Source organism: Trinickia sp. EG282A, assembly GCF_040965455.1.
Lineage (GTDB): Bacteria > Pseudomonadota > Gammaproteobacteria > Burkholderiales > Burkholderiaceae > Trinickia > Trinickia symbiotica.
The window spans coordinates 224,285-243,923 of sequence record NZ_JBFRCC010000001.1 but is presented as its reverse complement, the minus strand read 5'-3'; the positions used below and the strand labels follow the sequence as shown (position 1 = coordinate 243,923).

Below are 19,639 nucleotides of genomic sequence, written 5' to 3'. Positions count from 1 at the left end.
TGATGCGCGCCGATCATTCTTAGAGACGAGACACGCGATGACCTACCTGCAGGAAACGAGCCGGCCGAAGGTGACGGTGCCGAAGCTCCAGGCGATGCGCGAGGCCGGCGAAAAAATCGTGATGCTGACCGCCTACGACGCGAGCTTCGCATCGCTTTCCGACCGCGCAGGCGTCGATGTTCTGCTGATCGGCGACTCGCTCGGCAATGTCTTGCAAGGTCACTCGACGACGCTGCCCGTCACGCTCGACGACATCGCCTACCACACGGCCTGTGTCGCGCGGGCACAACCGCGCGCACTCGTCGTCGCCGACCTGCCGTTTGGCACCTACGGCACGGCGACGCAAGCCTTCGAGAGCGCCGTCAAGGTCATGCGCGCGGGCGCGCAGATGGTCAAGATCGAGGGGGGCGAGTGGCTCGCCGAAACCGTCCGCTTTCTTGTCGAACGTTCAGTGCCGGTGTGCGCGCATATCGGCCTCACGCCGCAATCGGTTCACGCGTTCGGCGGCTTCAAAGTGCAGGGTAGAAGCGAAGCCGGCGCGGCACAGCTCGTGCGCGATTCGCGCGCCGTTCAGGACGCGGGCGCACAGCTCATCGTCCTCGAGGCGATTCCGTCGGCCGTCGCGGCCGGCGTCACCAACGAGCTGAGGATTCCGACGATCGGCATCGGAGCGGGGATCGGCTGCTCGGGCCAGGTGCTCGTCCTTCACGACATGTTAGGTATCTTCCCGGGCAAGCCGCCGCGCTTCGTGAAGAACTTCATGGAAGGCGCGCCGAATATTCAGGCGGCCGTGGAAGCCTATGTCAAAGCCGTCAGGGAAGGCTCGTTTCCGGGCCCCGAGCACGAGTTCTGAAGGAAGCCGAAACGGGCAGCCGTCCAGGGCTGGCTTACGCTGATATTGGATCTTCCGCCTATGCGGTGCCGCTGACCGCTGCCCCGGCCGGAAGAATCCGCGCCGCGAGCGCGCCGCGCAACGCATTGCAGACAAGCAGCGCCTCGGCGTTGCGCACGTCCCCCAGCGTCAGCACGCGTTCATGAGCGCCAAGCTGCGGGTCTTCGAGCAACAATTGGCGCATGATGCCGGGCAGCAGCCCGCCCTCCAGAGGCGGCGTCCACCACCGGCCCTCGAGCTTGACGAACACGTTCGAGCGGCCGCCCTCCGTCAGCTCTCCGCGTTCGTTGAAGAACAACGTGTCGAAGCCGCCTCGCGCTTCGGCCTCGCGCCAGCCGCGGTCGAATTCGGCGCGGTGGGTGGTCTTGTGGCGCAGCAGAAAATCGTCCGAACGCCTGGGCGTGAAACCATGCTCGGGGGCGAGCAGCACACCGACGAATGAAGCTTCATCCGTTTTCACGGGTCCGAGCGGCGCCGTCGCGATCGCTACCGTTCCGTCCTTGCCGATCGCAAGCCTGAAGCGATGCTCCCCCGGTTCGGCCAATTGCTCGCACCGCTCCGCAATCTGCCGACGCACCAAGCCTTCGTCGAACGCGAAGTCGAGCTGAGCGGCGCTGCCCGCAAGGCGCGCCAAGTGCCGGTCCAGATGGGCAACGCCCGCTGTCCGCGTGGCCCTCATCGTCTCGAAGAGCTGAAAGCCCGGGTCGGCCCCCGTCAGAAACCTTGCCTTCAGGCGGCATTCGGCGTATTCGTCGGCGGCCACGCTATCGAGCACGATTCCACCGCCAATCCCCATCGAGCCGCGCAGCAGACCTGGGTGGTGGCCGCGGCGCGAGTCGCCATCGTCCCGATCAGGTGCGGCGTCCGGCGCCGCGAGCGTCAGCGTCCGAATCGCGACCGAGAGACAAAACTCCCCGCACGGCTCGGACGTGCGCACGCCCTCGCTTGTTATCGCGCCGCTCCCGGGGCCCGGCGCGTCGTACCAGCCGATCGTGCCGGTGTAGAGGCCGCGCGGCGTCGTCTCGATCTCGTCGATGAGCTGCATCGTCCGATGCTTCGGTGCCCCCGTGATCGAACCGCAGGGAAACAGCGCACGCAGCACGTCAGCGAACGAAACGCCGGCGGCAAGCTCCGCCTCGATGGTCGAGGTCATCGCCCAGATCGACGGGTAAGGCTCCACCGAAAACAATGCCGGCACACGAACGGACCCCGTCCGCGCCACACGCGACAGGTCGTTGCGCAGTAGATCGACGATCATCAGGTTCTCTGCGCGATTCTTGACGTCGTTGTGCAGGAACGCTCGCGCTCGGGCATCGTCCTCGGGCGTGCGGCCGCGTGCCGTCGTACCCTTCATCGGGCGCGTGCGCAGGCGCGCTCCCTTCTTTTCGACAAAAAGCTCCGGCGAGCAAGAAAGAACCCACTCGCCCGCCGGCAGCGCGATCAGCGCGCCGTAGTGCACGGGCTGGCGGGCGCGCAGCCGTCGATAGAACGCTATCGGAGAGCCGAATACGTCGAACGCCAGCCGGTACGTGTAGTTGATCTCGTACGAGTCGCCGGCGACGAGCGCCGCATGCACGGCCGCGATCGCGGCGTCGTATTCTTCGCGCGTCACGCTCTCGACAACGTTGGCAGCGCCGGCCACCGACGGCTCGCTCGCGTTACCGTCCATCGAAATGAGCCATGCGTCGGTGTCGTCACGCGAAAGACTCGCGCAGCGTTCGAACAACAAAAAACGCAGCGCGGCGGTGCCGCGCTGCGTCGAATCGCCGACTTTCGCTGGATCGCTGAGATGGAGATCGCGGCCGAACTCGTAATCGCCGAGCACGACCGCATGCAGACCCAAGGCGACATCCGCCGCGGCCGCCGCGCAAACCGCATCGAGCCCGGCTGCATCGGTTGCGACGTGCTCGCGCACGAACCCCGTGTACAAGCGGCTCGAGCGGCGCGCGGCGCTTGCATCGCAATCGTCGAGCAGCGCGAAGACGTCGCTGCGCTCGTCAGTCTTCATCGGCTTCACTCGCGCTCGCCGCTTGTTTGAGCTCGAGCTGAATGGGTCTCAGTCAAAAAAGCTCTTCACCCGGTCGAACCAGCTTTTGCTCTGGGGGCTGTGACGCGGCCCCCCCTCCACGAGCGATTTCTCGAATTGCTTGAGCAACTCGCGCTGCGGTTCCGTCAGTTTCACCGGTGTCTCGACTTGCACATGCACGTAGAGATCGCCGGGCACGCTCGAGCGCAGTCCCTTGATGCCCTTGCCGCGCAGCCGGAACGTCCGGCCCGATTGCGTGCCCTCCGGCACCGTGAACGTCGCGCGTCCCGCGAGCGTCGGCACCTCGATTTCACCGCCCAACGCCGCCGTCGTAAACGGAATCGGCATCTGACAATGCAGATCGTCGCCGTCGCGCTCGAAGACGGAATGCGGCTTGATGTGAATTTCGACGTAGAGATCGCCCGGCGGCCCGCCGTTGACGCCCGGCTCGCCGTTGCCGGACGAGCGAATCCGCATGCCGTCGTCGATGCCGGCCGGAATCTTGACCTCGAGCGTCTTCGTTTCCTTCACCTTGCCGGCGCCGTGGCAATGCAGGCACGGATCGGGGATGTACGTGCCGCTGCCGTGACACTTCGGGCAAGTCTGCTGAATGCTGAAGAATCCCTGCGACATGCGCACGGCCCCGGACCCATGACAGGTGGGGCAGGTCTCGGGCTTCGTGCCGGGCTTCGCCCCCGAGCCGTGACAGACCTCGCAGGAGACCCAGCTCGGCACGCGGATCTGCGTCTCGCAGCCGTGCGCCGCCTGCTCGAGCGTGACTTCCATGCTGTAGCGCAGGTCGGCGCCGCGATAGACCTGCGGGCCGGCGCGACGGCCGCCGCCGCCCGCTGACTGGCCGAAGATGTCGCCAAAAATGTCGCCGAACGCGTCCGCGAACCCGCCGAAGCCCTGTGCCGCCGCGCCCGCCATGTTCGGGTCGACGCCGGCATGGCCGTACTGGTCGTACGCCGCGCGTTTTTGCGAGTCCGAGAGCATCTCGTAGGCCTCCTTGGCCTCCTTGAAGCTTTCCTCGGCCTTTTTGTTGTCCGGATTGCGGTCGGGGTGGTACTTCATCGCGAGCTTGCGATAAGCCTTCTTGATCTCTTCGTCGCTCGCGTTTTTCGCAACGCCCAGAACCTCGTAGTAATCCCTTTTCGCCATCGGTTCACCGCCGGCCGCGCAACGTGCGCGGCCGCTCCTTTCGCATGCTGTGGAGTCTTCCGACCCGTCCGGCATGCTCGCCCCGGCCGCGCTCGACGGCCGAAGCAAGCATCCCGCCCATAAAGCAAATGTGCCCGGAGAACCCGAAAGTCCGCCAGGCGTCGTGCCGGCCGGCCGCCCCCGCTAGCCGCGAGGGTGCCAGCCGCCATTGCGATAGAGCGTTAAGCTCAGTCCTTCTTCACTTCCTTGAAGTCCGCATCGACCACGTCGTCTTCGGGCTTGCTCGCGCTTGCGCCCGAGCTCGCGCCGCCGGACGAAGCGCCGCTCGCGGCACCGGCCGCCGCGCTTTGCGCCTGCATGTCGGCGTACATCTTCTCGCCGAGCTTTTGCGAGGCCGTCGCGACTGCTTCGATCTTCGCCTCGATGTCGGCCTTTTCGCTCGCGTTGCTCTTCAGCGCGTCCTCGAGCTCCTTCAGCGCCGACTCGATCTTCTCCTTCTCGCTCGAGTCTACTTTGTCGCCGTACTCGGCGAGCGCCTTCTTCGTGCTGTGCACCAGCGCGTCACCCTGGTTGCGGGCGTCGGCCAGCTCACGCAGGCGATGATCCTCGGCCGCGTTCAGCTCGGCGTCCTTGACCATCTTTTCGATCTCGGCTTCCGAGAGACCCGAATTCGCCTTGATGACGATCTTGTTCTCCTTGCCGGTGCCCTTGTCCTTCGCGCCCACGTGCAGAATACCGTTGGCGTCGATATCGAAGGTCACTTCGATCTGCGGCACGCCGCGCGGCGCGGGCGGGATGCCCTCGAGATTGAACTCGCCGAGCAGCTTGTTGCCGGCCGCCATCTCGCGCTCGCCCTGATACACCTTGATCGTCACGGCCGACTGATTGTCGTCCGCCGTCGAGTACACCTGCTGGTGCTTCGTCGGGATCGTGGTGTTCTTGTTGATCATCTTCGTCATCACGCCGCCGAGCGTCTCGATGCCGAGCGACAACGGCGTCACGTCGAGCAGCAGCACGTCCTTGCGGTCGCCCGAGAGGACCTGCCCCTGGATCGCGGCGCCAACGGCCACGGCCTCGTCCGGGTTCACGTCGCGGCGCGGCTCTTTGCCGAAGAACTCCTTCACCGTTTCCTGGACCTTCGGCATACGCGTCATGCCGCCGACGAGGATCACGTCGTCGATGTCGCTCACCTTCACGCCGGCGTCCTTGATCGCGATCCGGCACGGCTCGACCGTGCGCTGGATCAACTCCTCGACGAGCGCTTCGAGCTTGGCGCGTGTGAGCTTCAAGTTCAGGTGCTTCGGACCCGATGCATCCGCCGTGATGTACGGCAGGTTGATCTCCGTCTGCTGGCTCGACGAGAGCTCGATCTTTGCCTTCTCGGCCGCTTCCTTCAAGCGCTGCAGCGCGAGCACGTCCTTCGACAGATCGACGCCCTGCTCCTTCTTGAACTCGCCGATGATGTAGTCGATGATGCGCTGGTCGAAGTCTTCCCCGCCGAGGAACGTATCGCCGTTCGTCGAGAGCACTTCGAACTGCTTTTCGCCGTCGACGTCCGCGATTTCGATGATCGAGATGTCGAACGTACCGCCGCCGAGGTCATAGACGGCGATCTTGCGATCGCCCTTTTCGGCCTTGTCGAGACCGAACGCGAGCGCGGCCGCCGTCGGCTCGTTGATGATCCGCTTGACTTCGAGGCCGGCGATGCGGCCCGCGTCTTTCGTCGCCTGACGCTGGCTGTCATTGAAGTAGGCGGGCACCGTGATGACGGCTTCCGTGACCGGCTCGCCTAGGTAGTCTTCGGCCGTCTTCTTCATCTTGCGCAGCACTTCAGCCGAAATCTGCGGCGGCGCGAGCTTCTGGCCGTGCGCTTCGACCCAGGCGTCTCCGTTATCGGCCTTGATGATCTTGTACGGCATCAGGCCGATGTCCTTCTGGACTTCCTTTTCTTCGAACCGGCGACCGATCAGGCGCTTCACCGCGAACAGCGTGTTCTTCGGGTTCGTCACCGACTGACGCTTGGCCGGCGCGCCGACGAGAATCTCGTTGTCGTCCATATAGGCGATGATCGAGGGCGTCGTGCGGGCGCCCTCCGAGTTCTCGATCACTTTGATCGAGTTGCCTTCCATCAGCGCCACGCACGAGTTCGTGGTGCCGAGGTCGATGCCGATGATTTTGCCCATTTTGTTAAATCTCCTGACTTTTGATCGCTTTCGGACGCCGCAGCCTCACTGGCTCGACCATCCGCTCAATTCATACCTGCACACAACATAAGTGCGGCTGCATCGTTTTCAAGCCCCGAAGCCCCTGAAGACGATGCAGTCTTTCAATTTTTTCAATCGCCGCAGCGTCCCCCGCTCTGAATCGCCTGGCCGCCGGCCGCCCGCGCCTTGGCACGGGCCGCCTCGACGGCGGCCTCGAACTGCGCGAGGCCGTGCCAGCCCGTCGCCCGACCGAGCCGCTTGCCGCGGTGAAAGAAGAACCACGTCGGCACGCCGTGCAACGAAAACCGCTGCCCGAGCTCGCGATGCTCGTAGACGTTGGCATGAAACCACTTCAGCCCGAGCGCGCGGATCGCTTCGGGCTGTGCCAGCATCGCCTTCTTCGCGATTTCGCAGTTAAAGCAATCGACACCCCAAAAGAACACGACGGCGAGCGCATCCCCGGCCGAAGCGAGCGCCGCGTCGAAATTCGCGGCATTCACCTCCTCCATCTCGAATACAGAAAACGCCGTAGCGTCGACCGGATGGTCACTCATGCGCGCTCGCTGGTGCGGTGTGGGGCCCTGGGTGCGACCGACGTCACTTCGGTTGCGCGACCGTGACGAGCGCGGGCCGCAACACGCGATCGGCGATCACGTAGCCCTTCTGCAACACGGACACGACGGTATTGGGTTCCTGATCGGCCGGCACCATTGAAATAGCCTGATGGCGATGCGGATCGAACTTCTGGCCCACGGGATTGACGGACACGACGTGGCCCTTCTCGAACGCGCTCGAGAGCTGGCGCAGCGTCAGCTCGACGCCCTCGCGAAACTTCGCGACGTCGCCCGACGAATCGGCGAGCGCCGCTTCCAGGCTGTCGATCACGGGCAACAAATGCTCTGCGAAAGCTTCGATCGCGAACTTGCGCGCCTTCACGACGTCTTCGTGCGCACGCCGGCGCACATTCTCCGTCTCGGCCTTGGCGCGAAGGAAGCTCTCGTTGAGCTCGGCGATCTTCGCCTGAGCCTCGGCCAACGCCGCTTCGGGCGTCGGCTCGGGGGCAGGCTCGGCGGCGGCCGCCGCCACTTGCTCCGCGACGTTCTCGGCAATGGGTTGCGCGGTGTCGTCGCCGGCAGGCTTCGAGTTCTGGCTGGCCGGGTTGTCTTGCGTATTTTCCATGTCGCTGAATCGTCCAATAAGTGAAATCAAAGCGCGGCAGGCGCGTCCTCTTGCGTCCGTTGCGCCTGCCGCCACATATCGGCGGCAAATGGGGCTTGCCGCGAGGAATTCAAGGGCTCTCTTTCGTATTTTTTGCACAAAATAAGTGCATCGAAACGAGCCGTAACAGGGATTACCGTGTCAAAACCGAAATTGCATTGAGCACCATTATGGTTTGCCCTAGACTGACATATGACTACGACGCATCGATCGCTCCAGTCGCCGATGCGCATCGAGAGCCGGTCGCGGCGCCAGGTCCGTCGCCTTTCAACAGGGAGCCCCCCGCGGGGAAGTACAGTGAAACTGACCTTTGCCATTGCGGTGGTCGCGCTGATACTCGTTGCGGGGACCACGACGATCTGCATGTCCGGTGCGGTGACGGATACAACCACCGAATACGGCGTCGTTCACGCGACGTTCGAGCAGTTGTTCAACCCCCACCACCTGAAAGTTTGTCGATGATGCGCCTGTCGCGCTTGGTCGGCCTGCCCTGCAACGCGGCCGACGGCTCGCGGTAGGTTCTGCGCCGCTCGGCTTCCGCCTCCCGCTTCGCGCGGCTCGCGGAAGTCTCCTCGTAGAGCGTCTGCGCAACGGCGGCCGGGCCGCGCACTTCGCACACGCCCATCACACGCACCTCCCATACCATGCGGTCGATCTCGATTTCGACAAGATCGCCGACGCGCACATCCTTCGCCGGTTTCACGGCCATCCCGCCGATGCGCACGCGGCCCTTGTCCACGGCGTCCGCGGCGAGCGAGCGCGTCTTGAAGAAGCGTGCCGCCCAGAGCCACTTGTCGATGCGCAGGCGTGCGCCAGGTTCAGTCGAGATCTTGTAGTTCATCGGAATGCCAAAAATTCGGATCGGCCGGCAATTACCTGCCGACGCGCGATCAAGTATGCATAAAAGCAACGATCTTGCCCGATCGCCCGGCGCGAGCGATCAAGCGCGGCCTGAGACCGGCCCGGTTCGCGAGCGGCGGACTCACGCCGGCACGCTCGGCGATGCCGGCAGAGGTGACCGCGCGGGCCATCCCTGCAACTGTTGCGCGACGATTTCGGCGAGCGCGGCGATCCATGAGGACGATGCGTTGAGGCACGGGATGCGCTCGAATTGCTTGCCGCCCGCGCGCAGGAATTCGTCGCGAACTTCGAGGCCGATCTCTTCGATCGTCTCGAGACAATCCGACGTAAACCCGGGACAAAAGACGTCGGCCCGCCGCACGCCGGCCGCGCCGAGCTCTCGCAACGTTGGCGCGGTGTAGGGCTGCAGCCACTCCGCCTTGCCGAAGCGCGACTGAAAAGTGACGAGGCACTCGGTCGAACTCAGCGCAAGCTGGCTCGCGAGCAGCGCCGCCGTCAGCCGGCATTGCTCGTGATAAGGGTCGCCGAGGTCGAGCGTGCGTTTCGGGACGCCGTGAAAGCTCAACACGAGCTTGTCCCCCGTGGCAAAGTCGGGGCGGCCGCGCGCGGCCCAGTGCCGCCGCACCTCCTCGGCGAGCGCCCGAATATACGACGGATGATCGGCAAAATGCCGGACCGTCCGGACTTCGAGCTGGTTGCGCATCCGCTTGAGGGCCGCGAACGCGGCGTCGAACGCCGTCGCCGTCGTCGATGCCGAGTATTGCGGATACATCGGCATCAGCAGCACCCGCTCGGCACCGGCGAGCTTGAGCTGATTCAACATCGCGCCGATGCCTGGCGTTCCATAGCGCATCGCATAGTCGACGATGACCGGATACCCGTTCGAATGAAGCAGAGCCCGCAGCGCCTCCGTCTGCCTTTCGGTATAGACGCGCAGCGGCGAGCCCTCCGGCATCCAGATCGACGCATATTTCTTGGCAACCTTCGCCGCGCGCAACGGCGCGATCAGCCCGCGCAGCAGCGGCTGCCAGACGAGCGCCGGAATTTCGACGACGCGCGGATCGGTCAGAAATTCGACGAGATAGCGACGCACCGCGCGCGCCGTCGGCGCATCCGGCGTGCCGAGGTTCATCAGCAAGACGGCGACTCGGTGTGACGCGGCAGGCTGCGACGGCAGCTCGAGATCGAAACGCATGGGCAATCGACAGGGCCGGGTGAGAGACCGTATCCGTATGAGCCGGCCTCGGTTCAGGTCCACCGATTATAGCGAGGGCTGCGGCCATGGCGACTCGGCCATTTGGCCAATGGCGCGAAGGCCGTGTGCGAAGGATCATGCAAGGGGCGTCGGCGTTCGCGAACGGAGCGTGCGGCGAGCGTCCGCGGGCGCGCTTACTGTTGGCTCAAGGCCGTCGAAAGCAGCCGCGCGGTGATGTCGACGATTGGAATCACGCGGCTGTACGCCATGCGCGTCGGTCCAATCACACCTAGCGTGCCGACGATCTTGCCGTTGACTTCATAAGGCGCCGTCACCACGCTCATCTGTTCGATCGGCACCAGATTCGATTCACCGCCGATGAATATTTGTACGCCTTGGGCGTGGCTCGATACATCCAGCAATTGCAGGAGGCTCGTCTTTTGGTCGAATACATCGAAAAGCTTGCGCAGCCGCGCCATGTCGGACGACAGGTCCGCCACCTCGAGCAGGTTGCGCTCGCCGGAAATCAACACCGTCTCGCCCATCTCGCTTTCGTCGGTGCTGGCGGTCACCGCTGCCTGCATGAGCGCGGTCATGTCTCCGCGCAACTGGTCGATTTCCTCTCGCAGGCGCCGGCGAACTTCATCGAACGAAAGCCCGGCGAAGTGCGCATTGATGTAGTTCGATGCCTCGATGAGCTGCGACGGCGTGTAGTCGCGCTGCGTGGCCATGATGCGGTTCTGCACGTCCCCTTCGGGGGTGACGATGATGAGCAGGATGCGCTTGTCCGACAGGCGCATGAACTCGATCTGCTTGAAGATATGGCTGCGGCGCGGCGTCAGGATGACGCCCGCGAACTGCGAAAGGTTCGAAAGCACGCTCGCCGCGGCCGCGATGACTTTCTGCGGCTCCCCGGGCGTCAGCGTCCTTTCAACCACGCGTGTGACCGCCTCCTCGTCCGCAACCGGCTCGACGGTCAGCATCGTATCGACGAACAGACGATAGCCGCGCGGCGTCGGCACCCTGCCAGCGGAAGTATGAGGGCTCGCTACGAGCCCGAGCTCCTCGAGGTCCGACATCACGTTGCGTATCGTCGCCGGGCTCAGTTCGAGCCCCGAATAGCGCGACAGCGTGCGCGAGCCGACCGGCTGACCTTCCGCGATATATCGCTCGATCAGGGTTTTCAGCAGAGTCTGAGCGCGTGGTTCTAGCATGACGCAAGATTTTAGACGAACGCCGATGGCCCCATGTCCGCGCCCCCGCGGACATGCTGGCCGCCTCCCGCCCGGCGTGCCGCCGCGAGCGGCGCAGCGCCCGCAAGATTCGCGCCGGAGAGGCAGCCTGTCATCGGCACGACATCATTCTAGCGACAAATCAATGCGGAGGAATCTTCTCGGAACCCGCGCGCGTCGAGGCGAGGGTGATCGGGGCCCGTCCGAGCTCGCGAGGCGGTGCTTTTTCAACCCAGGGTCCGCTTACATACGAAACGCGTCCCGAGCAGCCGCTCCGGGCAACATGGCCAGCCTCCGTATGTAAACAGACCGTAGCTATGGTGTAATGCCGGCATGGAAATGGGTCACCAATTCAAGACGGTTGCGCTCGTCGGGCGCAGCAATACGCCCGGCATCGGCGAGCCGCTGATGGCGCTCGCCGGCTGCATCGCGAAACGCGGCTTCGAGGTCGTCTTCGAAGGCGATACCGCACGCGAGGTCGGCGCGACCGGCTATCCCGCGCTCACGCCCGCCGAAATCGGGGCGCGTGCCGATGTTGCGGTCGTTCTCGGCGGCGACGGCACCATGCTCGGCATCGGGCGTCAGCTCGCGCCCTACCGGACGCCGCTCATCGGCATCAACCAGGGGCGGCTCGGCTTCATCACGGACATACCGGTCGCGGAGATGCAGCAACGCGTGCCGCAGATGCTCGCGGGCAGTTACGAGCGCGAGGAGCGCACGCTGCTCGAGGCGCGCATCGTACGCGCCGACGAGCCGATCTATCACGCGCTGGCGTTCAACGACGTCGTCGTCAACCGCAGCGGCTTTTCGGGAATGGCCGAGCTGCGTGTGTTCGTCGACGGCCGGTTCATGTACGACCAACGCTCGGACGGCCTGATCGTCGCCACGCCGACGGGCTCGACGGCCTATGCGCTGTCCTCCCAGGGTCCGATCCTGCACCCGCAGCTGCAGGGCCTGGTGCTCGTGCCCATCGCGCCGCATGCGCTCTCGAACCGCCCGATCGTGCTGCCGGACGACTGCAAGCTGCGCATCCAGATCATCGGCGGGCGCGACGTCAACGCGAACTTCGACATGCAATCGTTCACGGCGCTCGAACTCAACGACACAATCGAAGTGCGCCGCTCGCGTCATACCGTGCCGTTCCTGCATCCGGTCGGCTACAGCTACTTCGCGACGCTGCGCAAGAAGCTCCACTGGAACGAGCATCCGTCGAGCGCCGCCGAAGAAGATGAAGACGACGATGCCTCGCTCTGACCGCATCGCCAGATCGATCTGCCCTGCTCCGTCCTTGGCGTCCGGCGCCCCTATGGCACCCACTTGCAAATATGCGATGCCGGTCCGAGGTAAGTTTTGATCCAACCCTAGCCGGCCGCGCATGGCCGCCCCACGAACTCGAAGTCAAAACGCTCCCATGCTCCGCCACCTTTCGATACGCGACTTCGTCATCGTCGCCGCGCTCGATCTCGAATTCGACCGCGGCTTCACGGTTTTTTCGGGCGAAACCGGCGCCGGCAAGTCGATCCTGATCGACGCGCTTGCGCTCGCACTCGGTGCGCGCGCCGATGTCGACGTCGTCCGCACGGGCGCGACCCGAGCCGACATCACGGCTGAATTCTCGGCGAGCGCCGAGGTGTCGCGCTGGCTCGACGAGCAGGCCTTGGCGGGCGGCGAGCCCGACGGCGCGGAGGCGACGACGGTCCTCTTGCGCCGCGTCGTGGACGCCAACGGCCGCTCGCGCGCGTTCATTAACGGCACGGCAGCCACGCTCGCGCAACTGCGCGAGGTCGGCGAGATGCTCGTCGATATCCACGGCCAGCACGCGCATCAGTTGCTGATGCGCCCGGAAGCGCAGCGCACGCTCTTCGATACCCACGCCGGTCTCACCGCGGCCGCCTCGAGCGTTGCACGAGCCCACCGGGCCTGGCGCGACGCCGCGCATGCGCTCGAACTCGCGAAGACGCGCGATCGTGAAATCCAGCTCGAGCGCGAACGGCTCGTCTGGCAGCTCGCCGAACTGGACAAGCTCGCACCGCAGCGCGGCGAATGGGAGGAAATCGGCGCGGAGCATCGCCGGCTCGCGCATTCAGCGAACTTGATCGAGGGTGTGCGCGGCGCCCTCGATGCGCTTTCCGAAGCGGATGATGCGATGCTCGGTCAGCTCGGATCGATCGTCTCGAAGCTGCGCGATCTGGCCGAGATCGACCCGGCGCTCAACGACGCGCTCGCGGCGCTCGAGCCGGCTGAAATCCAGTTGCGTGAGGCTGCTTATTCGCTCACGCACTACGCGCAAAAGCTGGATCTCGATCCCGACCGCCTTGCCCAGGTCGAAGCGCGACTCGACGCGCTGCATTCGGTGGCCCGCAAATTCCGTCTACAGCCTGAAACGCTGCCGGATGAACACGAGGCGCGCCGCGCACAGCTCGCCGCGCTCGACGCCGCGGCCGATCTCGACAAGCTCTCGGCCGCGGTCGAAGCCGCACACGAGGCCTACCTGCGCGAGGCGAAGCAACTGACGAAGGCGCGTGCGAAGGCGGCGAAAGCGCTGGGCGCCGCGGTGACCACCGGTATGCAGGAGCTCGCGATGGCGGGCGGTAGCTTCGAAGTCGCGCTCGTGCCGCTTGCGGAGGGTGGCGCGCATGGGCTCGAGCAGATCGAGTTCCGGGTCGCCGGCCACGCCGGCGTACCGACTAAGCCGCTCGCCAAGGTTGCGTCCGGCGGCGAGCTTGCGCGGATCAGCCTGGCGCTATCGGTGATCGCAAGTGCGGCAAGCCCGACGCCGACGCTGATCTTCGACGAAGTCGATACCGGTATCGGCGGTGGCGTCGCGGAAGTTGTCGGCCGCCTTTTGCATCAGCTCGGCCACGACCGTCAGGTGCTCTGCGTCACGCACTTGCCGCAGGTCGCCGCGCGCGGCGATCATCACTTCCAGGTGGCGAAGGCAAGTACTGGCGACGGCGGCACGCTCTCGACCGTCACGGTCCTGGATCATGCGAGCCGCGTCGAGGAAGTCGCGCGCATGCTGGGGGGCCTGGAGATTACGGCTACTACGCGCCGTCACGCGAAGGAAATGCTAGCGGCTTGAGCAGCTGGCCGCCGCGCGTCACGATTTCTCGAGTGCCTCAATGCAACGTGCTTTGACTTCTCGCAACCGCAGCTCCGTTACGCTGCGTACGGCACGGAGCGCTTTGACCTTGTAGCCGGCGGGAATCGTCTCGATAAAAGGGATGCCGCATACGCGCGAAACTTCGAGGATGTGACCATCACCTTCGAGTGGGTCCACAACATCCAGGACAGCCCGCGGATTCTTCGGCAGCGCATATGCGAGTTCGATGCCTAGTCCTTCGGCATTGCCTGCGTCGGCGCCCTCAGCAAGCTTGGGGGCGAGCGCAACCCACTCGGATCGGCCCGAGCCGATTTCGTCCATCAACTTATCGATATCGTCGGGGCTGAGAGACGCCAGGAATGTGGCGGCGCCTTGTTGGTCTATCGCGGCGGATACTTGCGCAGGCGACGTAATGGCGGAGCCGGCCCATGCTGAGGTCGCGATGATGGCGAGAGCGAGCACACAGTTTCTCATTCGACCACCTGCAAGGCGCGGTCGCCGCTAGCCCATATGCGAGCGCGAATGTCCGGCCCAAGGATGATGCAGCCTTCCGAAGCAGTTCCAGGCCGCCGAATCGAATCTCCGTGTATATAGAATGCATCGCGTCCAAACGTGTTGGTACCAGTGTTTGGTGTTAGCGGCATCGCGTAATTGCCGAGGTGACTCGAATTGCGAGGCGAGCCTATGGTATAGGTTCCGCGCGGTATTGGACCGACGCTTCGCCAAGCTTGCAAAGAAGGATTATTTTTACCTTCACCTTTACCCGAATAGCCATTCCTGGTAATAATTACCCCATTGCGAGAAAGCTCTCCGGTACTCTGTTTGTAGATCCATGGCATAAGCTTGTTTGAATCAAAGACGGCCCGACGTCGATGCTACATCATTTCCAAGTGCTGAGGAACAACGACGCACCCAGTGATGCTAGAGACCAGTCCCACTTCAAGGCTCTATTTTGAGATGGCACTATTCAAAATAACCAAAGCTTGAAGACATAACCGTATAAGCGATTTCTGGCTGAACGCGACGCGAGGCATCAATCCCGCGCCAATCAGACACGCATCGCTGCGGAAGCTCAACCTCAGCCTGTTGCTCGGCAATAATGCTTTCTGACTTCGCTCTGGTCTGTGCGTCTCGGTCGAAGTCGCGCGACGCCGACGGCAATATGCATTCGGGATAGCTCAGTGATTCGATCGATGCGAAGATGTTCACGGTGTCTGCATCACCCGAACGCTGGAATGGCCTAGCAACCTTGATGGGCTGGCGTAGTCGACCCGAAAGAGACCGTCATGTCGCCGCGAAACGGCCGGTCAGTTGTCGCGCAGATTTGCATGGAGCATGCATGCACCTGGGTGCCCGGCGCTTCCTATTTTGCGCTTGTTCAAAATTTGCGCTGCGTATGAGCTCATACGTGCCGAATTTCGCCGAACTACCGCAGCGAGCACATCGTCAAGCTTGTACGGCGCAATGATGTCAATCTTCCAGCCCAAGGTCGGCTCTAAACGCGCCTGCAGAATGACCCTCAAGTTTCCGCCACCGCGTGCCGTATACGCTTCTTGCAAACGAGCAAGACTTAACGTAAATCTGCAAAACTGCGAGACATGCGAAAACTCAACTTTTTTTGGGCTGCGACGATGATGTCGGTCTTGTCGGGATGCGGCGCCTTAGGCCCTGCGCCGTACAAAGAACCAATGGAAGGGGACATGTCTACCCTTGTATTCAAGAAGGGCGGCCATATGTTGGTGATACCTGATATTTATGCTGGAGCGGCCGAATGCACCGATAGAACTAAGCTGCCGCCCATTGCCGACGATGGGGAAATTTCGCGTCGAATTGTGGCGGGGCGTCCGCTCTCGTTTTCCCTCGTACGTACAGAGAACTATCTGTCAGCAGGCTGTATAGCTATGGCCACGTTTTCGCCCGAGCCGAATCACCGCTACATCGCTGAGGTGAAGGGCCACGGGCCTGCGTGCCGTATAGACCTGGTCGATGCTGGAAAGCCTGGCGACGAATATATCCCGCCCAAGGCCGTGCCCAAATCCGACCGCACATGGAGCCGTCCCTTGAGCGAGCGCGGGCCGTTCTGCACAGACTAGCCCTTCGGCGAAAAGCGAGTACTTGTGTTGCACCAACGTTATTCCTTTCTTGATCAGCAGCGTGCGCTCTATTTTGGAAGGGGCTCCAAGGCGAGATCGCTGGGGTAGCGGTCTCTCATGCTCCTACGGACAAGATATCCTGATTGCGAAGTGACGCATCTGAATAGGGTGTAACCTGCACTTGTCTTTGCGCCAGGGCGGCCGTGCATAAAGCTCCAATACCGATCGTCTTCGTCCAGGCAGGCAACCGCATGAATGATTGAATCGGAGGTCGCGTTCGCCAGTGAGTTCGCGAACGAGCCGGCGAGCGAGCGGCACATGTCCAAACGAAATACCCGATGGCTCTCTTCAACAACGACCGTTGCGGTGCGACCTTTGCCAAAGGTGACCTCGATGGTCTTGTTCTTCATTGCGTCGTCGCCAGTAGCGTCGGACACGACATATCGGCCCTGGAACTCTGCAGAATAGTCGTCGGACACGATCTGAGCAGTACTGCATCCGCCCAACAGAAGTGTGCAAGCGCATCCAGTCGTGAAGGCTTGGAGCAGCTTGACCAGTAAATTCTCGTTCATCAATTTTCCGCGTAGTTGTCCATGTGATATGTAGCCCAATGCAATGTCGACCGGCCGCGAAAAAACTTGAGCGCGATTGGAAATCACTGCTGCTTTCGGCGGCACATGCCGGGGGAGAGACGACAGTCATCGATCGGCTCTTGTCGGCTCAAGTGCGAATCGTCTCTCTTAGCGCGTGCATGCCCAAGTGACTCGAATCCGTCGCCGCTAGCCGTGTCCATTTCTTATCCCGCCAGCGAGAATTCCGTTGGCGCGTTTATTAATGCGACGAAATCTCTAACTATTCTGACGCCGGGGGAGACCGAACGTCGAAATCGGTCGTGCGCTAGCGGAGCCAACCGGCCGACCGCTTTGGGCAGCTATCGGTGACTGACCGCTTCTGGCCGAACCCGGTCAGATGATGAGCCGACGGAGCGCTCACTCGTTGATGTTCCCACGTCGGGCAGCAGCCGACCCTGAGCGGACCTTGATCCCGGTTCAGCCCGTGCGGCAGCTTTCAGAATGCAACGGCCACTCACGCCACAGCGTCCGACGGTAAGTCGTGGCCTTATGCAAAGTTTTTCATTAGGCCGAGTTCCAGTCGGTTGACCGAAGGGCGGACCGAAGATCGCGTATGCCGCGAGCATCAAAAAGACGTTGACCGGCCGCGCAAACAGGCCTATAAAACATCCATCAGGATGTCGATAGGATGGTGCTCAGATGGCAAAGGTGACTGACATACGCGCTGGTCGAACCGGTGACCCTCGCCCCAAGGGCGGCGAAACCGAGAAAATCACGATCAATCTTGGCCCGGTGGACCTCGGCCAGATCGACCTGCTGGTCGAGGAAGGGTTTTACTCGAATCGGACCGATCTGATCCGTACGGCGATTCGTAACCAGCTTTCGCGGCACACGCAGGTCCTTCACGAATCCGTATCGCGCCGCGCCCTCGTGTTAGGCCTTCAACACTTTTCGCGCCAGGACCTCGAGGCGGCACAGGCGAGTGGCGAAAGACTCAACATTCAGGTGCTGGGACTTGCCAGCATCGCCGACGACGTACCGCCCGAGCTCGCGCTCGCGACGATCGAATCGGTCACCGTGCTGGGCGCATTTCAAGCAAGCCCCGCAGTCAAGGCTGCGTTAGCCGGGCGAATCCATTAGATCGCCCCAACCGGAATCCGAGATGAAGATGAACGAAGATTTTCTTGCCTCGCTGCAAGAAGCGACTCGCCTGTTACACACCGCGGGCCCTATGGCAGCCACCGCCGCGATCCAGCGTGCCTTGGGCGGAACGATGCAGATCGTAAAGCAGGCGCAAGCCCGTGGAGACCGTGACGCTGTCATTGACGTCTTAGCCAGCGCGCCGCTGAGCCAGCCGGACGCTACCGTATCGCGCCACGCCCTCGTGTTAGGCGTTCAGCACTTTTCCCTCCGGGACCTTGAGGCGGCACAGGCGACTGGCGAAAGACTCCACATCGAGGTGCTGGGACTTGCCACCATCGCGATCGACGTACCCGCCGAGCTCGCGCTCGCGACGATCGAATCGGTCACCGTGCTGGGCGCATTTCAAGCGAGCCCTGCGGTCAAGGCGGCGCTAGGGGGGCGAATACATGGTGGCGCGATGCCCATCGTGAAGCAGCAGGCGCCAGCGTCTGAAGGCTATGCCGGTGTCATCGATGCCTTGGCCGGTGTTGCGCCGGTGATTCAGCCTGACGCCTTCCCGATCTTCGAATCGAAGCGAAATCCGGAACCCGGTACAGCTGCGCCGTCGGATGAAGTCGAGGACCGCGGGCACTTTCTCACGCGTCTGTTTTCTTGCCCGGCGGGAGCCCGCGAGTACAAGCTCTATGTGCCAAGCGCTTACGACGGCCAGCGGCTACCGTTGGTAGTGATGCTGCATGGTTGCACACAGAACGCCGACGACTTCGCCGCCGGGACCCGCATGAACGCGCTGGCTGAGTCTCAGCCGTGCTTCGTCGTCTACCCGACGCAAAGCCAAAGCGCGAACGTTTCGAAATGCTGGAACTGGTTCAAGCCGGGCGACCAACGACGCGGACAAGGAGAGCCGTCGATCATCGCAGGCATCACCCAGGAAGTGATCGATACGTACCAGGTGGACACGCGGCGTGTCTATGTCGCGGGCCTGTCGGCGGGTGGCGCGATGGCCGCAGTGATGGCAGACACCTATCCCGAACTGTACGCGGCGGTAGGCGTGCACTCCGGCCCCGCTCTAGGCGCCGCGCACAATCTACCGTCGGCACTCGCCGTGATGAACGGTGGCAGCGCTGGGCGAAGCAAGCGACGCGCCCGACCGGCGCATGCGGCGCCGACGCCGACGATTGTGTTTCACGGGGATGCCGACTCCAAGGTACACCCGTGTAACGGAGATCATCTGATAGCCGCCTTCAGCGGCGGCGATACGATGCCGAACTCAACTATGCACCAGGGACAGGTTCCCGGCGGTCGGTCATACACCCGACGGTTGTTCAACGAGAGGGACGGTATCGCGACCTGCGAGCAGTGGATCGTGCATGGTGCGCCCCATGCATGGTCCGGCGGCAGTTCCGCAGGGTCGTACACGGATGTCAAGGGGCCGGATGCGAGCAAGGAGATGCTGCGCTTTTTTCTGGCACACGCAAAGACCGATTAAGGCGATGCACAGCCAGGCATTGGAGCGTAGCTGGCTGGGACGTCTGCGTACCACGCGCAGTTCAGGCCAAGCGCCTCGTCATGCTCAGTGTCGCGCGCACCGATCTCGAAGCGCTTCGAATGGACGCCGAGCAACGTCCAGTGCAGTCCGTCATCGTGCGTATTCAAGCTTCCGCATCGGGACATTGGTGGAGACGCCGACGCCAGTCGATCTCTAGTGCTTACCGAGGACGAGGCGAGGTGACGCGCGCCGCAACGCGACGACCACGATTGGCGCTCGAATGTCCGTTGCCAAGGCGGAAGCGACGATTGAACGGCATTGTCAGAAAGCTGGCCAGCGACCGTAGATGGCCGAACCCGGTCAGATGATGAGCCGACGGAGCGCTCAATCGTTGCTGTTCCCACGTCGGGCAGCACCCGACCCCGAAGCTGCCCTTCGGGCCGTCGCTATGCT

General features: G+C 63.2%; 19 protein-coding genes and 1 pseudogene. 7 read left to right on the top strand and 13 right to left on the bottom strand.

Annotated elements, in window-relative coordinates; all coding sequences use genetic code 11:
• Nucleotides 1–37 precede the first annotated feature (37 nt).
• Nucleotides 38–853 (top strand): 3-methyl-2-oxobutanoate hydroxymethyltransferase, encoded by an 816-nt coding sequence (gene panB / locus AB4Y31_RS01145; protein ID WP_107150354.1) that lies wholly within the window; start codon nucleotides 38–40, stop codon nucleotides 851–853.
• A gap of 58 nt (nucleotides 854–911) precedes the next feature.
• Here the strand turns inward: panB and AB4Y31_RS01140 are convergent, their stop codons facing one another.
• From AB4Y31_RS01140 to grpE, 5 genes are all read right to left on the bottom strand, one after another.
• On the bottom strand, nucleotides 912–2,900 hold the full coding sequence (locus AB4Y31_RS01140; protein WP_368672338.1) for a chorismate-binding protein: 1,989 nt from the start codon (nucleotides 2,898–2,900) through the stop codon (nucleotides 912–914).
• 48 nt (nucleotides 2,901–2,948) lie between these two features.
• Entirely contained in the window at nucleotides 2,949–4,079 is a 1,131-nt protein-coding gene (gene dnaJ / locus AB4Y31_RS01135; protein ID WP_018440004.1) for a molecular chaperone DnaJ, read from the bottom strand.
• A 227-nt stretch (nucleotides 4,080–4,306) separates the two neighbouring features.
• Nucleotides 4,307–6,262, bottom strand: a complete 1,956-nt coding sequence (gene dnaK, locus AB4Y31_RS01130) for a molecular chaperone DnaK (protein ID WP_018440003.1) — start codon at nucleotides 6,260–6,262, stop codon at nucleotides 4,307–4,309.
• A 152-nt stretch (nucleotides 6,263–6,414) separates the two neighbouring features.
• Nucleotides 6,415–6,837 (bottom strand): thioredoxin family protein, encoded by a 423-nt coding sequence (locus tag AB4Y31_RS01125; protein WP_368672337.1) that lies wholly within the window; start codon nucleotides 6,835–6,837, stop codon nucleotides 6,415–6,417.
• A 43-nt stretch (nucleotides 6,838–6,880) separates the two neighbouring features.
• The gene (grpE, locus tag AB4Y31_RS01120) at nucleotides 6,881–7,462 is read right to left on the bottom strand and encodes a nucleotide exchange factor GrpE (protein ID WP_368672336.1); all 582 of its coding nucleotides are present in this window, start codon (nucleotides 7,460–7,462) and stop codon (nucleotides 6,881–6,883) included.
• A gap of 336 nt (nucleotides 7,463–7,798) precedes the next feature.
• Between grpE and AB4Y31_RS01115 the strand changes: the two genes are divergently transcribed.
• Nucleotides 7,799–7,963 carry a hypothetical protein gene (locus tag AB4Y31_RS01115; RefSeq protein ID WP_181321782.1) on the top strand — a complete coding sequence of 55 codons (165 nt, stop codon included), beginning with the start codon at nucleotides 7,799–7,801 and terminating at the stop codon, nucleotides 7,961–7,963.
• On the opposite strand, the gene AB4Y31_RS01110 is transcribed toward AB4Y31_RS01115, so the two are convergent.
• The 3 genes from AB4Y31_RS01110 to hrcA form a co-directional block, all read right to left on the bottom strand.
• Nucleotides 7,932–8,342 (bottom strand): RNA-binding S4 domain-containing protein, encoded by a 411-nt coding sequence (locus tag AB4Y31_RS01110; protein WP_018440000.1) that lies wholly within the window; start codon nucleotides 8,340–8,342, stop codon nucleotides 7,932–7,934. The genes AB4Y31_RS01115 and AB4Y31_RS01110 overlap by 32 nt on opposite strands.
• 141 nt (nucleotides 8,343–8,483) lie before the next feature.
• Nucleotides 8,484–9,557: a ferrochelatase gene (hemH, locus tag AB4Y31_RS01105; protein ID WP_368672335.1), complete on the bottom strand. Its 1,074-nt coding sequence runs from the start codon at nucleotides 9,555–9,557 to the stop codon at nucleotides 8,484–8,486.
• 194 nt (nucleotides 9,558–9,751) lie between these two features.
• A complete protein-coding gene (gene hrcA, locus AB4Y31_RS01100; RefSeq protein ID WP_018439998.1) occupies nucleotides 9,752–10,771 on the bottom strand; it encodes a heat-inducible transcriptional repressor HrcA in 1,020 nt (339 codons plus the stop codon).
• Nucleotides 10,772–11,122: 351 nt separating this feature from the next.
• Between hrcA and AB4Y31_RS01095 the strand changes: the two genes are divergently transcribed.
• Together AB4Y31_RS01095 and recN are read left to right on the top strand one after the other, a co-directional pair.
• On the top strand, nucleotides 11,123–12,043 hold the full coding sequence (locus AB4Y31_RS01095; protein WP_368672334.1) for an NAD kinase: 921 nt from the start codon (nucleotides 11,123–11,125) through the stop codon (nucleotides 12,041–12,043).
• Nucleotides 12,044–12,200: 157 nt separating this feature from the next.
• Nucleotides 12,201–13,871 (top strand): DNA repair protein RecN, encoded by a 1,671-nt coding sequence (gene recN, locus AB4Y31_RS01090; RefSeq protein WP_368672333.1) that lies wholly within the window; start codon nucleotides 12,201–12,203, stop codon nucleotides 13,869–13,871.
• 18 nt (nucleotides 13,872–13,889) lie between these two features.
• Here the strand turns inward: recN and AB4Y31_RS01085 are convergent, their stop codons facing one another.
• From AB4Y31_RS01085 to AB4Y31_RS01075, 3 genes are all read right to left on the bottom strand, one after another.
• Nucleotides 13,890–14,366, bottom strand: a complete 477-nt coding sequence (locus AB4Y31_RS01085) for a hypothetical protein (protein WP_368672332.1) — start codon at nucleotides 14,364–14,366, stop codon at nucleotides 13,890–13,892.
• Nucleotides 14,363–14,731 (bottom strand): tlde1 domain-containing protein, encoded by a 369-nt coding sequence (locus AB4Y31_RS01080; protein ID WP_368672331.1) that lies wholly within the window; start codon nucleotides 14,729–14,731, stop codon nucleotides 14,363–14,365. Before AB4Y31_RS01080 ends, AB4Y31_RS01085 begins: the two co-directional genes overlap by 4 nt.
• A gap of 124 nt (nucleotides 14,732–14,855) precedes the next feature.
• Nucleotides 14,856–15,101 (bottom strand): hypothetical protein, encoded by a 246-nt coding sequence (locus AB4Y31_RS01075; protein ID WP_368672330.1) that lies wholly within the window; start codon nucleotides 15,099–15,101, stop codon nucleotides 14,856–14,858.
• 491 nt (nucleotides 15,102–15,592) lie between these two features.
• Here AB4Y31_RS01075 and AB4Y31_RS01070 point away from each other — a divergent pair, with 491 nt between their 5' ends.
• A complete protein-coding gene (locus tag AB4Y31_RS01070) occupies nucleotides 15,593–15,985 on the top strand; it encodes a hypothetical protein (RefSeq protein ID WP_368672329.1) in 393 nt (130 codons plus the stop codon).
• Between the two features lie 68 nt (nucleotides 15,986–16,053).
• Here the strand turns inward: AB4Y31_RS01070 and AB4Y31_RS01065 are convergent, their stop codons facing one another.
• Nucleotides 16,054–16,557, bottom strand: coding sequence for a hypothetical protein (locus tag AB4Y31_RS01065; protein ID WP_368672328.1), 504 nt, complete (start codon nucleotides 16,555–16,557; stop codon nucleotides 16,054–16,056).
• Between the two features lie 699 nt (nucleotides 16,558–17,256).
• Here AB4Y31_RS01065 and AB4Y31_RS01060 point away from each other — a divergent pair.
• Nucleotides 17,257–17,697, top strand: coding sequence for a CopG family transcriptional regulator (locus AB4Y31_RS01060; RefSeq protein ID WP_368672327.1), 441 nt, complete (start codon nucleotides 17,257–17,259; stop codon nucleotides 17,695–17,697).
• Between the two features lie 22 nt (nucleotides 17,698–17,719).
• Nucleotides 17,720–19,186 (top strand): PHB depolymerase family esterase, encoded by a 1,467-nt coding sequence (locus AB4Y31_RS01055; RefSeq protein WP_368672326.1) that lies wholly within the window; start codon nucleotides 17,720–17,722, stop codon nucleotides 19,184–19,186.
• Here the strand turns inward: AB4Y31_RS01055 and AB4Y31_RS01050 are convergent.
• A pseudogene (locus tag AB4Y31_RS01050) lies at nucleotides 19,183–19,332 on the bottom strand (serine protease); the annotation flags it as partial. The gene AB4Y31_RS01055 and the pseudogene AB4Y31_RS01050 sit on opposite strands and share 4 nt — an antisense overlap.
• Nucleotides 19,333–19,639: the final 307 nt, after the last annotated feature.